At 72.8% G+C, this 12,411-nt stretch carries 14 protein-coding genes; 1 reads left to right on the forward strand and 13 read right to left on the reverse strand.

What is annotated here, in order from left to right; genetic code table 11:
- The first annotated feature begins 89 nt into the window (after window positions 1-89).
- Window positions 90-1,304, forward strand: a complete 1,215-nt coding sequence (gene fdhA, locus AAEM63_RS13180; RefSeq protein WP_341358708.1) for a formaldehyde dehydrogenase, glutathione-independent — start codon at window positions 90-92, stop codon at window positions 1,302-1,304.
- A 51-nt stretch (window positions 1,305-1,355) separates the two neighbouring features.
- Here fdhA and AAEM63_RS13185 read toward each other — a convergent pair whose 3' ends face one another.
- The 13 genes from AAEM63_RS13185 to atpE form a co-directional block, all read right to left on the reverse strand.
- A complete protein-coding gene (locus AAEM63_RS13185; protein ID WP_341358709.1) occupies window positions 1,356-2,162 on the reverse strand; it encodes an alpha/beta hydrolase in 807 nt (268 codons plus the stop codon).
- 98 nt (window positions 2,163-2,260) lie between these two features.
- A complete protein-coding gene (locus tag AAEM63_RS13190; RefSeq protein WP_341358710.1) occupies window positions 2,261-2,572 on the reverse strand; it encodes a hypothetical protein in 312 nt (103 codons plus the stop codon).
- A gap of 1 nt (window position 2,573) precedes the next feature.
- Window positions 2,574-3,986, reverse strand: coding sequence for a GH1 family beta-glucosidase (locus AAEM63_RS13195; protein ID WP_341358711.1), 1,413 nt, complete (start codon window positions 3,984-3,986; stop codon window positions 2,574-2,576).
- Window positions 3,983-5,227, reverse strand: a complete 1,245-nt coding sequence (locus AAEM63_RS13200; protein WP_341358712.1) for an amidohydrolase family protein — start codon at window positions 5,225-5,227, stop codon at window positions 3,983-3,985. Before AAEM63_RS13200 ends, AAEM63_RS13195 begins: the two co-directional genes overlap by 4 nt.
- Window positions 5,228-5,244: 17 nt before the next feature.
- Entirely contained in the window at window positions 5,245-5,940 is a 696-nt protein-coding gene (gene nucS / locus AAEM63_RS13205) for an endonuclease NucS (RefSeq protein WP_341358713.1), read from the reverse strand.
- 28 nt (window positions 5,941-5,968) lie between these two features.
- Window positions 5,969-6,385: a DUF2550 family protein gene (locus AAEM63_RS13210; protein WP_341358714.1), complete on the reverse strand. Its 417-nt coding sequence runs from the start codon at window positions 6,383-6,385 to the stop codon at window positions 5,969-5,971.
- Between the two features lie 7 nt (window positions 6,386-6,392).
- Window positions 6,393-6,653 (reverse strand): F0F1 ATP synthase subunit epsilon, encoded by a 261-nt coding sequence (locus AAEM63_RS13215; RefSeq protein WP_341361374.1) that lies wholly within the window; start codon window positions 6,651-6,653, stop codon window positions 6,393-6,395.
- Between the two features lie 17 nt (window positions 6,654-6,670).
- Window positions 6,671-8,149, reverse strand: coding sequence for a F0F1 ATP synthase subunit beta (atpD, locus tag AAEM63_RS13220; RefSeq protein WP_341358715.1), 1,479 nt, complete (start codon window positions 8,147-8,149; stop codon window positions 6,671-6,673).
- Between the two features lie 20 nt (window positions 8,150-8,169).
- A complete protein-coding gene (locus tag AAEM63_RS13225; RefSeq protein WP_341358716.1) occupies window positions 8,170-9,066 on the reverse strand; it encodes a F0F1 ATP synthase subunit gamma in 897 nt (298 codons plus the stop codon).
- A 2-nt stretch (window positions 9,067-9,068) separates the two neighbouring features.
- Window positions 9,069-10,709 carry a F0F1 ATP synthase subunit alpha gene (atpA, locus tag AAEM63_RS13230; protein WP_341358717.1) on the reverse strand — a complete coding sequence of 547 codons (1,641 nt, stop codon included), beginning with the start codon at window positions 10,707-10,709 and terminating at the stop codon, window positions 9,069-9,071.
- Window positions 10,710-10,771: 62 nt separating this feature from the next.
- Window positions 10,772-11,587, reverse strand: a complete 816-nt coding sequence (locus tag AAEM63_RS13235) for a F0F1 ATP synthase subunit delta (protein WP_341358718.1) — start codon at window positions 11,585-11,587, stop codon at window positions 10,772-10,774.
- Window positions 11,587-12,138 carry a F0F1 ATP synthase subunit B gene (locus AAEM63_RS13240; RefSeq protein WP_341358719.1) on the reverse strand — a complete coding sequence of 184 codons (552 nt, stop codon included), beginning with the start codon at window positions 12,136-12,138 and terminating at the stop codon, window positions 11,587-11,589. The genes AAEM63_RS13235 and AAEM63_RS13240 overlap by 1 nt, the downstream gene beginning before the upstream one ends.
- Window positions 12,138-12,347, reverse strand: a complete 210-nt coding sequence (atpE, locus tag AAEM63_RS13245) for an ATP synthase F0 subunit C (protein WP_211338682.1) — start codon at window positions 12,345-12,347, stop codon at window positions 12,138-12,140. The genes AAEM63_RS13240 and atpE overlap by 1 nt, the downstream gene beginning before the upstream one ends.
- Between the last annotated feature and the right edge of the window lie 64 nt (window positions 12,348-12,411).

The raw sequence follows: 12,411 nt of genomic DNA on the forward strand, positions 1-12,411 counted from the left end.
GGGAGGGTGGAGGTCCGGCCGCGGACGACTGTGCCCGGGGCCGGACTCCGAAGTTCGTACGACGACGTCCGACAAGAAGGAGGCCCCAGGTGGGCAACAAGGCAGTCAGCTACGCAGGTCCGGGCAAGGTCGAGGTCATCGACATCGACTACCCGGTGTTCGAGCTCAAGGACGGACCGGGTGTCAACCCGGCCAACGTGGGCCGGAAGGTCAACCACGGAGCGATCCTCAAGGTGGTGTCCACGAACATCTGCGGCTCGGACCAGCACATGGTCCGGGGCCGAACGACCGCTCCCGAGGGGCTCGTGCTGGGTCACGAGATCACGGGCGAGGTGGTCGAGGTCGGCTCCGACGTGGAGTTCATCAAGGTCGGCGACCTGGTGTCCGTGCCGTTCAACATCGCGTGCGGTCGCTGCCGCAACTGCAAGGAGGGCAAGACCGGCATCTGCCTCAACGTCAACCCCGACCGGCCGGGCTCGGCCTACGGGTACGTGGACATGGGCGGCTGGGTCGGCGGCCAGGCGGAGTACGTCCTCGTGCCGTACGCCGACTGGAACCTGCTGACGTTCCCCGACAAGGACCAGGCGATGGAGAAGATCCTCGACCTGACCATGCTCTCCGACATCTTCCCCACCGGCTTCCACGGCGCCTACACCGCGGGCACCAAGGTCGGCAGCACGGTCTACATCGCCGGCGCCGGGCCCGTGGGTCTCGCGGCGGCCACGTCGGCCCAGCTGCTCGGCGCCGCCGTCGTCATCGTCGGCGACCTCAACGAGGAGCGGCTCGCCCAGGCGCGGGCGTTCGGCTGCGAGACGGTCGACGTCTCCAAGGGCGACCCGAAGGACCAGATCGAGCAGATCCTCGGCGTGCCCGAGGTGGACTGCGCCGTCGACGCCGTCGGGTTCGAGGCCCGCGGGCACGGCGCCGGGTCGGCCAAGGAGGCCCCGGCCACCGTGCTCAACTCGATCATGGACATCACCGCGGCCGGCGGGGCGCTGGGCATCCCCGGGCTCTACGTCACCGGTGACCCGGGGGCGGTCGACGACGCGGCCAAGCACGGCACCCTGTCGATCAGCCTGGGCACGGGCTGGGCGAAGTCGCTGAGCTTCACCACCGGCCAGTGTCCGGTGATGCGCTACCACCGCGGCCTGATGATGGCGATCCTCCACGACAAGGTGCAGATCGCGAAGAACGTCCACGCGACGCCGATCCCGCTGGACCAGGCGCCGCAGGGCTACGCCGAGTTCGACTCCGGCGCGGCCAAGAAGTACGTCCTCGACCCGCACGGGCTCATCAAGGCCTGACGCGCGCCGCACACGGCCCCGGCCGGCACACCGCCGGCCGGGGCCGTCCCGTCAGCGCTGCGCCGCCCGCTCGTGCAGCCGGTGCAGGGCGACGGCGACCTCCGCGGGCGCCTCGAGGGCGCTCATGTGGCCGGCCCGCGGGACGACCACGACCTCGACGTCGGTGAGGGCGTGGGCCATCTCCTCGGCGGCCGCCTGGGGGCTCATCTCGTCCTCCGCGCCGCGCAGGACCAGTGCCGGGACCTCCAGGTCGCGCAGGACCGCCAGCCGGCCGGGCCGGTTGGCCATCGCGTGCTGCGCCCACGCGATGCCGCCGGGGGGCGCCGCGGCCAGGGCGGCCCGCAGCCGCTCGACGACCTCGGGCCGCTCGGCCAGCGTCGTCGGCCCGACCACCTTCTCCAGCATCGGTGCGACGGCGGACGAGCCCGCGGCCCCCAGGGCGGCCTCGGCCACCTTGAGGCGGTTCCGGCGCGCCGCCTCGTCGTCGGCGCCGGCGCGGGTGTCGAGGAGCCCGATGCCGGCGAGCAGGCCCCGGTGTCGCTCGGCGAGGGCGAGGACGGCGTAGCCCCCCATGGACAGCCCCGCGACGACGCCCCGGCCGATCCCGGCCCGGTCCAGCGCGTCCGCCACGGCGTCCGCGTAGGTGGTCAGGGCCGGCCGGCGCGGGTGCCCGAGCGCCTGGGAGACAGCGCTGCCCGCGGGCGAGGAGCCGAAGCCGGGAGCGTCGACGGTGACGACGTGGAGGTCGGGGAGGTGCGACACGACGTCGTCCCACATCGAGGAGTCGAGCGGGAAGCCGTGGAGCAGGACGAGGGGGAGGTCGGAGGCGGGGCCGTGGTGGTGCAGTGCCAGGCTCATGTCCCGAGCATGGCACGGCCCGGCACCGTCGGCGCCCCCACTCGTGGGGCCTTCTGTCCGGTTCCGGCGGCGGCCGTCCTCCTCGTGCGCCCGCGGGCTCAGCGGGTCGGCCGGCGCCGCTCCCGCGCCTGCCAGCAGGCCGCGTGCCAGTGCCGGCGCTCGTCCAGGCCGGCCTGGGCGCCGAGGAGGTGCTCGGTGGGCCAGGCCACGACGTGCGGCGTGCCCGGCGCGACGAGCTGGTCGCACCCGGGGCACCGGTAGCTCTTGTCCGACCCGCGCACCCGGCGCACGGCGAAGGTCTGGCCCCCGGGACCCGACTCGCTGCGGGTGAGGCCACCGAGGCGGTCGGGGTCGAGCGGGACGTGCCCGTCCCCGTAGGGACGGCGCCGCGAGCGTCGTGAGGAGGGCATCTCAGGCGGGCGGGCGCAGCACGCCGGAGCGCACCAGCTCGGAGTACCAGCGCGCCGAGGCCTTGGGGGTGCGCTCCTGGGTCGCGTAGTCGACCCGCACGATGCCGAACCGCTTGGCGTAGCCGTACGCCCACTCGAAGTTGTCGAGGAGGGACCACAGGAAGTAGCCGCGCACGTCCGCGCCGTCGTCGATCGCGCGTCCGACGGCGTCGATGTGCCGGTAGAGGTAGTCCAGCCGCTCGGGGTCCTCGACCGCGCCGTCCGGGCCGACGACGTCGTCGAAGGCCGCCCCGTTCTCCGTGATCATGAGCGGCAGCCCGTCGTAGGCGATCGTCAGGGCGGTGAGGAGCTCGTGCAGCCCCTCGGGCTCGATGTTCCAGCCCATCGCGGTGACCGGACCGCGCGGGGCCAGGAACTCCACCGTGTCGAGCCCGACCCAGGGGCTCGCCGCCGAGTCGCCGTGGCCGCCGGTCCCGGTGGGGCGCTCGCCGGGGCCGAGCCGACGCACGTAGCTCGTGGAGTAGTAGTTGACCCCGAGCACGTCCAGGCGCTGGCGGATGAGGGCGAGGTCGCCCTCCTGGACGAACGACCAGTCGGTGACCGAGGACGTGAGCTCGCGCAGCTCGACGGGGTAGGACCCGTCGAGCAGCGGGCCGAGGAAGATGTGGTTGCCGACGAGGTCGACCTCGTGCGCGGCCTCGAGGTCGGCGGCGCGCTCGGGGTCGGCCGGCCGGGTGACGTGGAGGTTGAGGGCGATGGAGATGTTGGCGTCGTCGCCGAGCTCCTCGCGGATGGCCGCCGCGGCGAGGCCGTGCGCGAGGTTGAGGTGGTGTGCGGCGGCGAGGGCGGCCGCCGGGTCGGTGACGCCGGGCGCGTGGACGCCGGAGGCGTACCCGAGGTAGGCGCTGCACCAGGGCTCGTTCAGCGTCGTCCACACCTCGACGAGGTCGCCGAGCTCGCGGGCCATCGCACGGGCGTAGCCGGCGAAGGCGTAGGCGGTCTCCCGGCTGGTCCACCCGCCGGCGTCCTGGAGCTCCTGGGGCAGGTCCCAGTGGTAGAGCGTGACGACCGGGTTGATCCCCGCCGCGGTGAGCTCGCCGGCCAGGGCCCGGTAGAACCCGACACCCTCGGGGTTGATCGGCCCGTGCCCGCCGGGCTGCACCCGCGGCCACGAGATCGAGAAGCGGTAGGCGTCCAGGCCGAGCTCGGCCATGAGCGCGACGTCCTCGCGCCAGCGGTGGTAGTGGTCGACGGCGACGTCGCCCGTGTCGCCCTCGTGCGTCCGCCCGGGGGTGTGGGAGAAGGTGTCCCAGATCGATGGCCCGCGGCCCCCCTCGGCCACCGCACCCTCGATCTGGTAGGCCGCCGTGGCCGCCCCCCAGACGAAGTCCTCGGGGAACGTGCGCTCGCTCATGTCGCTGCCCTCTCGTCTGTCGGTGGTGCCTGGGTCTGCTGAAGCGGCACCTCGACGCCGCCGCGGAGCACGCGCACGGGGCGCAGGTGGGTGTCGGTGACGAGGACGTCGGCGCGGCGGCCCGCCTCGAGCGCGCCGACGTCGTCCGCGCCGAGGACCGCTGCCGGACCAGCCGAGGCCATGTGGACGGCGTCGGCGAGGGGCACCCCGCCCGCGACGGTCGTGCGCACGACGTCCAGCAGGTGCGCGGTCCCCCCGGCGATGGCGCCGCCGTCGGTCAGGCGCGCGACGCCGCCGGCGACGGTGACGTCCTGCGAGCCCAGCCGGTAGCTGCCGTCGGCCATGCCGGCGGCGGCCATCGCGTCGGTGACGAGCACCGCGCCGTCGCGCCCGACGAGCTCGTGGACCTCCCGGACGACCGCCGGGTGCAGGTGGGTGCCGTCGCCGATGAGCTCGACGACGGCGGAGCCGCGCCGGGCGGCGGCGAGGAGCTCCCCCACCGGGCCGGGCTCGCGGTGGTGCCAGGGGTGCATGCCGTTGAACAGGTGCGTCACGGTCGCGCGCGCCGAACGCCCCCCGCCGGCGAGCAGCGCCGCGGACGCCTCGAGCGCGCTGCGCGTCTGCTCGGGTCCGGCGTCGGTGTGGCCCCAGGACGGCAGCGCCCCGCCGGCCACAAGCCGCGCCGCTACGTCGAGGTTGCCGTCGTGCTCCGGTGCGAGCGTCATGGTGACCAGGTGCCCGCGGGCGAGGGCGAGCAGCTCCTCGGTCAGCTCCGGGTCCGGGGGGACGATGAGCGCGGGGTCCTGGGCCCCGCAGCGCACCGTGGACAGGAACGGACCCTCGAGGTGGATCCCCGCGATCTCGCCGGCGTCGGCGAGGTCGGCGAGCATCGCGACCCGCTCCCGCAGGGTGTGCGGAGCCGCCGTGACGAGGGAGGCCACGAGCGTTGTGGTGCCGTGCCGCCGGTGCTCGGCGACGGCACGGAGCGCCTCGTCGGCATCGGTGGCGTCCGGGAAGGATGCGCCGCCGCCGCCGTGGCAGTGCACGTCCACCAGGCCAGGAAGGACGAGGCCGCCGTCGGGGTCGGGCAGGGCCGCGCCCGCCAGCGCCGCCTCGGCCGCGGCGCGGCCCGCCGCGTCGGTGAGGTCGGCCACGAGCGCGATGCGGTCGCCCTCGAGGAGGACCACGCCGTCGTCGAGGACGCCGGTGGGGGTCACCACCCGCCCGCGCAGCACCGTCATGGCCCTATCCAACACCGTCAGAACAGCCGCGAGCCCACGTCGTCCAGGCCGCGCATGGCGTCGTAGTCCAGGACGAGGCAGCGGATCCCCCGGTCGGTGGCCAGGACCCGGGCCTGGGGCTTGATCTCCTGGGCGGCGAAGACCCCCCGGACCGGGGCGAGGTGGGGGTCGCGGTTGAGCAGCTCGAGGTAGCGGGTGAGCTGCTCAACGCCGTCGATGTCGCCCCGCCGCTTGATCTCCACCGCCACGCTGGCGCCGGCGGGGTCCCTGGCCAGGATGTCGACGGGTCCGATGGCCGTCGGGTACTCCCGCCGCACGAGCTGGTGGCCGGGGCCGAGCAGGGCGATCTGCTCGGCGAGGAGCTTCTGCAGGTGGGCCTCGACGCCGTCCTTGACGAGGCCCGGGTCCACCCCGAGCTCGATGCTGTGGTCGGCGTGGACCTCGTGGACCCGCACGACCAGGCGGTCGTCGGTCTTGGCGTTCTGCACGGTCCAGACCTCGACGGCCCCCGCCTCGGCGTCCGGCCCGACGGCCGTGGCGACGTCGAGGCGGCACGGCGGGCTCATCCAGTTCAGCGGCTTGTAGGAGCCGCCGTCGGAGTGGACGAGCACCGACCCGTCGGCCTTGACCATGAGCAGCCGGGTGGCGAGTGGCAGGTGGGCGTCCAGCCGGCCGGAGTAGTCCACGGAGCACTTCGCGATGACGACACGCACGGGGTGGAACCCTACCTTCCGGCGCCCCTCACGGACGCCCCTCGTTCGGCGGTGCGGCCTCCAGCCAGCTCACCAGGCCGGCCAGGGCCTGGTCGACCATGGCGAGCTCGAGGTCCTCGCCCCGGTACCGGCACGCGACCTCGACCACCTCGCCGCCGCGCGGGCCCGGTCCCCGGCGCCGGCGTCCGACGATCTCCAGGTCCCGCCGCACGAAGCTGCGGGCCGGCCGGTGGGCGAGGGAGACGAGCCGGTGCCAGTCCAGGCGGCCCGAGCCGAAGACGGCGATCCCCGAGGTCCAGTCACGCTGCCCGGGCCGGCGCAGCGCACACTCGAACGAGCCCACGCGCCGGCCGAGGTGGCGCACCCGCCCGGTGAGCGCGACGACCGCCAGGACGACGAGGGCGAGCGCCGTGAGGATGCCCCACACGGCGCCCGCCCCTGACAACGTCGTCCTAGCTCGCCCGGTCGGCGGCGCTGTTGTCCACCACGACCGTCACGTTGTCCTCGTCCACGGAGACGAAACCCTCGTGGACGTCGAGCGTGACGACCTGGCCGGAGGACGGGGTGATGCGCACCTTGCCCGGTCGCAGCACCGCGAGCACCGGCTGCCGGCCGGTGAGGATGCCCATGTCGCCGCCGGCGGCGGGCACGACGACGCTCGTCGCCTCGCCGCTCCACAGCGAGGCGTCCGTCGAGACGACCTCTACCTTCATCACGTCGGTGCCCTCCGTCAGCGCAGCTCGGACTGGAGCTTGGCCCAGGACCGCTCGAGGTCCTCGAGGCCGCCGATGTTGAAGAAGGCCTGCTCGGCGATGTGGTCGAACTCGCCGTCCGCGATCTTCTTGAACGCCTCGACGGTCTCGCTCACCGGCACGGTCGAGCCGGAGACACCGGTGAACTTCTCGGCCATGTAGGTGTTCTGCGAGAGGAACTGCTCGATGCGACGCGCGCGGGCGACGGTGACCTTGTCCTCCTCGGAGAGCTCGTCGACGCCGAGGATGGCGATGATGTCCTGCAGCTCCTTGTTCTTCTGCAGGATCGACTTCACCCGTGTCGCGACGTCGTAGTGCTCCTGGCCCACGTACTGCGGGTCGAGGATGCGCGAGGTCGAGGTCAGCGGGTCCACCGCGGGGTACAGGCCGCGCGAGGCGATGTCGCGGGAGAGCTCCGTGGTGGCGTCCAGGTGCGCGAACGTCGTCGCCGGGGCCGGGTCGGTGTAGTCGTCCGCGGGGACGTAGATCGCCTGGAGCGAGGTGATCGAGTGCCCGCGGGTCGAGGTGATCCGCTCCTGGAGCTGGCCCATCTCGTCGGCGAGGTTCGGCTGGTAGCCCACCGCGGACGGCATGCGCCCGAGCAGCGTCGAGACCTCCGAGCCGGCCTGGGTGAAGCGGAAGATGTTGTCGATGAAGAGCAGCACGTCCTGCTTCTGCACGTCGCGGAAGTACTCCGCCATCGTCAGCGCGGACAGGGCCACGCGCAGACGCACGCCCGGCGGCTCGTCCATCTGGCCGAAGACGAGGGCCGTCTTGTCGAAGACCCCGGCCTCCTCCATCTCGACGATGAGGTCGTTGCCCTCACGGGTGCGCTCGCCGACGCCGGCGAACACGGACACACCGCCGTGGTCCTGCGCCACGCGCTGGATCATCTCCTGGATGAGGACGGTCTTGCCGACGCCCGCACCGCCGAACAGGCCGATCTTGCCGCCCTGGACGTACGGGGTGAGCAGGTCGATGACCTTGATGCCGGTCTCGAACATCTGGGTCCGGGACTCGAGCTGGTCGAAGCGCGGGGGCTCGCGGTGGATCGGCCACCGCTCGGTGATCTCCAGCTGCTCGCCCTCGGCGAGGTTGAGGACCTCGCCGGTGACGTTGAAGACGTGGCCCTTGGTGACGTCGCCGACGGGCACCGAGATCGGCGCGCCGGTGTCGAGGACCTCGGCGCCGCGCACGAGGCCGTCGGTCGGCTTGAGGGCGATCGCCCGGACGAGGTTGTCGCCCAGGTGCTGGGCGACCTCGAGGGTCATGTGGAGCTTGCCGCCGCCCTCGCCCTCCCCCTGGCCGGTGAGGTCGACCTCGGTGGTGAGGGCGTTGTACATCTCCGGGATGGCGTCCGGCGGGAACTCGATGTCGACGACGGGGCCGGTGACGCGGGAGATCCGGCCGACGCCGGCCGCACCCTGCTTCGTCGTGTCGGTGTCAGTGGCAGTCATTGTCCTTGTTCCTTCGCTGTTCACCGGCTCGACGCGAGCGCGTCGGCTCCGGAGACGATCTCGGTGATCTCAGAGGTGATGTCGGCCTGGCGGGCCTGGTTCGCCAGCCGCGTGTAGTCGCGGATGAGGTCCTCGGCGTTGTCCGTGGCCGTGTGCATGGCCTGCTGACGGGCGGCCAGCTCCGACGCCGCCGCCATGAGGTGCTGGGCGTAGATCCGGTTGCGCACGTACAGCGGCAGGAGCGCGTCGAGCACCTCGTCCGGGCTGGGCTCGAACTCGTACAGCGGGAGCGGCTGCGCGCCGGCCTCGGTGACACCCTCGACGACCTCCAGGGGCAGCATCCTGCGGACCTGCGGCACCTGGGAGACCATCGAGACGAACCGCGTGAAGACGACGTGGAGCTCGCCCACGCCGCCCTCCTCGACCGGGGCGAGGAACGCCCCGAGGAGCTCGTCCGCGATCTCCGTGGAGGTCTCGGCGTCGGGGTTGTCCGAGCTGCCGGTCCACGACCGGACGACCTCGCGGCCGCGGAAGCGGAAGTAGCTCTCGCCGCGCCGGCCCGAGACGTACAGCACCGGCTCCTTGCCCTCGGCCTCCAGCCGCTCGAGCAGGCGCTCGGTCTCGCGCAGGACGGTCGCCGAGTAGGCGCCCGCCATGCCGCGGTCGGAGGTGATGGCCAGGACCGCGACCCGGTTGGTGTCCTGCCGGCCCCGGATGAGGGGGTGGTCGAGGTTGGCGTGCTCGGCCACGGCGGAGACCGCCCGGACCAGCGCCAGGGTGTAGGGGTCACGCCCCTGCGCCTTCTTCCGGGCCTTGGTGATGCGCGAGGCGGCGATGAGCTCCATCGCACGGAAGACCTTCTTCAGGGTCTGCGTGGCCCTGATCTTCTGCTTGTAGACGCGCTGGGATCCCGCCACGGTCAGCCTCGCTTCGTCGAGACGATCTGCTCCTGCGCGCGCTCCGCCTCGACCTCGTCCTCGCCCAGCTCCGGCTCGGCGCCGAGCGGGCTGCCCGCGGCGTCGACGAAGCCCTTGCGGAAGTCCTCGACCGCGGCGCGCAGGGCGTCCTCGGTGTCGGACTCGAGCTTGCCGGTGGTGGCGATCGTGGTCAGGACGTCGGAGTGGCGACGCAGGTGGTCGAGCAGCTCGGCCTCGAAACGCGGGATGTCCTTGACCTCGACGTCGTCGAGGTACCCGTTGGTGCCGGTCCAGATCGAGGCGACCTGGTCCTCCACGTCGTACGGGGTGTACTGGGGCTGCTTGAGCAGCTCCATGAGGCGCTCGCCGCGGATGAGCTGCTGGCGCGTCGTCGGGTCGAGGTCGGAGGCGAACATCGCGAACGCCGCCATCGACCGGTACTGCGCCAGGGTGATCTTCAGCGTGCCGGAGACCTTCTTCATCGCCTTGATCTGGGCGTCACCGCCGACACGGGAGACGGAGATGCCGACGTCGACGGCGGGACGCTGGTTGGCGTTGAACAGGTCGGACTGGAGGAAGATCTGCCCGTCGGTGATGGAGATGACGTTGGTCGGGATGTACGCCGAGACGTCGTTCGCCTTGGTCTCGATGAGCGGCAGACCGGTCATGGAGCCGCCGCCGAGCTCGTCCGAGAGCTTCGCGCAGCGCTCGAGCAGGCGGGAGTGCAGGTAGAACACGTCGCCGGGGTAGGCCTCGCGGCCCGGCGGCCGGCGCAGGAGGAGGGAGACGGCGCGGTAGGCCTCGGCCTGCTTGGACAGGTCGTCGAAGACGATGAGGACGTGCTTGCCCTGGTACATCCAGTGCTGGCCGATAGCCGAGCCGGTGTAGGGGGCGATGTACTTGAAGCCGGCCGGGTCGGACGCGGGCGCCGCGACGATGGTCGTGTACTCCAGCGCGCCGGCCTTCTCCAGGGTGGCGCGCACCGCGGCGATGGTCGAGCCCTTCTGGCCCACGGCGACGTAGATGCAGCGGACCTGCTTCTCCGGGTCGCCGGAGTCCCAGTTCGCCTTCTGGTTGAGGATCGTGTCCAGGGCGATGGCGCTCTTGCCGGTCTGGCGGTCGCCGATGATGAGCTGGCGCTGGCCGCGGCCGATGGGGATCATCGAGTCGATGGCCTTCAGGCCCGTCTGCAGCGGCTGGTGCACGCTCTTGCGCATCATGACGCCCGGGGCCTGGAGCTCCAGCGCGCGGCGTCCCTCGACGCCGGTGATCTCGCCGAGGCCGTCCAGCGGCTGGCCGAGCGGGTCGATGACGCGGCCGAGGTAGCCCTCGCCGACGGGCACCGAGAGCACCTCGCCGGTGCGGCGGACCTCCTGGCCCTCCTCGATGCCGGTGAAGGTGCCCAGCACGACGACACCGACCTCGCGCACGTCGAGGTTCATGGCCAGGCCCAGCGTGCCGTCCTCGAACCGCAGCAGCTCGTTCGCCATGGCACCGGGCAGGCCCTCGACCTGCGCGATGCCGTCACCGGCCAGAGTGACGTGGCCGACCTCTTCGCTCACGGCCTGGGCGGGCTCGTAGGAACTCACGAAGCTGTCCAGCGCGGCGCGGATCTCCTCCGGCCGGATCGTCAGCTCAGACATCTGCTCTTCCTTCGTCTCTTGGCGACCGCGGTCGCGGTCCGTCAGTCATGGGTCGGTGAGGCTCAGCCGGCGACGCGGCGTCGGACCTCGGCGAGGCGGCTCGCCAGGGTGGCGTCGATGACGTCGTCGCCGACCTGCACACGCAGGCCGCCGACCACGGCGGGGTCGATCCCCACGTGCACCTGCACGGCACGGTCGTACCGGCGCCGCAGGATCGCGGCGAGCCGGTCGATCTGCTCGCGGGTGAGCGGGACGGCCGAGGTGACCGAGGCCACCAGGTGCTCGCGCCGGGCGGCGGCCAGCTCGGCCACGCGCCGCAGGAGGGAGGGCACCGGCTGGCCCCGGGGGGCCCGGGCCGCGCGGGCGGCGAGCGTCGCCGTCTCCGGCGCCACCTTGCCCGCCAGCACGGTCTCGACGAGCTCGGCCCGGCGGGCCGGGTCGGCGTGCTTGTCCGACACCGCCAGGCGCAGCTCGCGCTCGTCGGTGAGGATCCGGGCGAGGCGGTAGGACTCGTCCTCGACGACGGCGAGGCGGCCCGCGCTCTCCGCGGCAGCCAGCACCGTGGTCACGGCGAGGGACTCGACCGCGTCGGCCAGGTCCGCATCGGTGGACCAGCGCTCACGCGCCAGCCCGCCGAGGAGGTCGGCGACCTCCGCGTCGACCCGCCCGCCGAGGAGGTGCTGGACCAGGCCGGCCTTGTCCTGGCCGGACCGGGTCGGCTCGGTGAGCGCGCGACGCAGCGAGGCGGAGCCGTCGAGCAGGTCGACGACGGCGAAGAGCTGCTCACCGAGGGCGACGCCCCGGCCGCCCACCTGCCGCAGGACCGGCTCCCACCGCTCCCGTGCCTGGTCGAGCGCCGCCTGGCTGGACGCGCGCATCACGCCTCCCGCACCGGCGCCGGGGCCGTCTCGAGCTCATCCAGGAAGCGGTCGATGACGCGGGACTGCAGGGCCTGGTCGGTCACCGACTCCCCGACGATCCGGGCGGCGAGGTCGGTGGCGAGCATGCCGACGTCGGTGCGCAGCGAGATCTGCGCGGCCTGGCGGTCCGCCTCGATCTGGCGGGCGGCACCCTCGGTGACCCGGTCGGCCTCGGCCTGCGCCTTGCTCCGCGCCTCCGCGACGATGGCCTTGCCCTCGTCCTGGGCGTTGTCACGGACCTCGGCGGCCTCGCGGCGGGCCAGGGTCAGCTCCTCGGCGATGCGGGCCTCGGCCTCGGCCGCGGCCTGCTCCGCACGCTCGGCGTGGGTCAGGCCCGCCTCGATCTTGGCGGCGCGCTCGTCGAGGACCGCGGTCAGGCGCGGCACCGCGTACTTCACGAGGAAGAACGCGATGATCGCGATCGCGACCAGCGACCAGACGATGTCGTAGGTGGCCGGGAGCAGCGGGTTCTGCGTCTCCGCGGCCAGCACCAGGGCCGTGGGGGTCATCAGAAGACGAAGCCTGCGGCGAGGCCGATCAGACCGAGGGCCTCGACCAGCGCCATACCGATGAACATGTTGATGCGCAGCGGGCCGGCCAGCTCGGGCTGACGGGCGACAGCCTCCTGGGTCTTGCCGACCAGGATGCCCATGCCGATACCGGGGCCGATGGTGGCGAGGCCGTAGCCGATGGTCGCGATGTCGCCGGTGATCTCCATGAGGAGGTCTTCCTTCCTTTGTGGCGGGCCGGGTACGTCCCGGCCGCGTCGTTGTTCAGTGCCT

Origin of the sequence: Georgenia sp. M64 (genome assembly GCF_038049925.1) — a bacterium.
Taxonomy (GTDB): domain Bacteria; phylum Actinomycetota; class Actinomycetes; order Actinomycetales; family Actinomycetaceae; genus Georgenia.

Excerpts from the sequence above, each read along its gene's own strand:
- AAEM63_RS13195 (WP_341358711.1), bottom strand. The coding sequence starts at position 3,986 with ATGAGCGAGCGCACGTTCCCCGAGGACTTCGTCTGGGGGGCGGCCACG.
- atpA (WP_341358717.1), bottom strand. The coding sequence starts at position 10,709 with ATGTCTGAGCTGACGATCCGGCCGGAGGAGATCCGCGCCGCGCTGGAC.
- AAEM63_RS13215 (WP_341361374.1), bottom strand. The coding sequence starts at position 6,653 with ATGAAGGTAGAGGTCGTCTCGACGGACGCCTCGCTGTGGAGCGGCGAG.
- AAEM63_RS13185 (WP_341358709.1), bottom strand. The coding sequence starts at position 2,162 with ATGAGCCTGGCACTGCACCACCACGGCCCCGCCTCCGACCTCCCCCTC.
- AAEM63_RS13200 (WP_341358712.1), bottom strand. The coding sequence starts at position 5,227 with ATGACGGTGCTGCGCGGGCGGGTGGTGACCCCCACCGGCGTCCTCGAC.
- AAEM63_RS13240 (WP_341358719.1), bottom strand. The coding sequence starts at position 12,138 with ATGACCCCCACGGCCCTGGTGCTGGCCGCGGAGACGCAGAACCCGCTG.
- AAEM63_RS13190 (WP_341358710.1), bottom strand. The coding sequence starts at position 2,572 with ATGCCCTCCTCACGACGCTCGCGGCGCCGTCCCTACGGGGACGGGCAC.
- atpD (WP_341358715.1), bottom strand. The coding sequence starts at position 8,149 with ATGACTGCCACTGACACCGACACGACGAAGCAGGGTGCGGCCGGCGTC.
- AAEM63_RS13235 (WP_341358718.1), bottom strand. The coding sequence starts at position 11,587 with ATGCGCGCGTCCAGCCAGGCGGCGCTCGACCAGGCACGGGAGCGGTGG.
- atpE (WP_211338682.1), bottom strand. The coding sequence starts at position 12,347 with ATGGAGATCACCGGCGACATCGCGACCATCGGCTACGGCCTCGCCACC.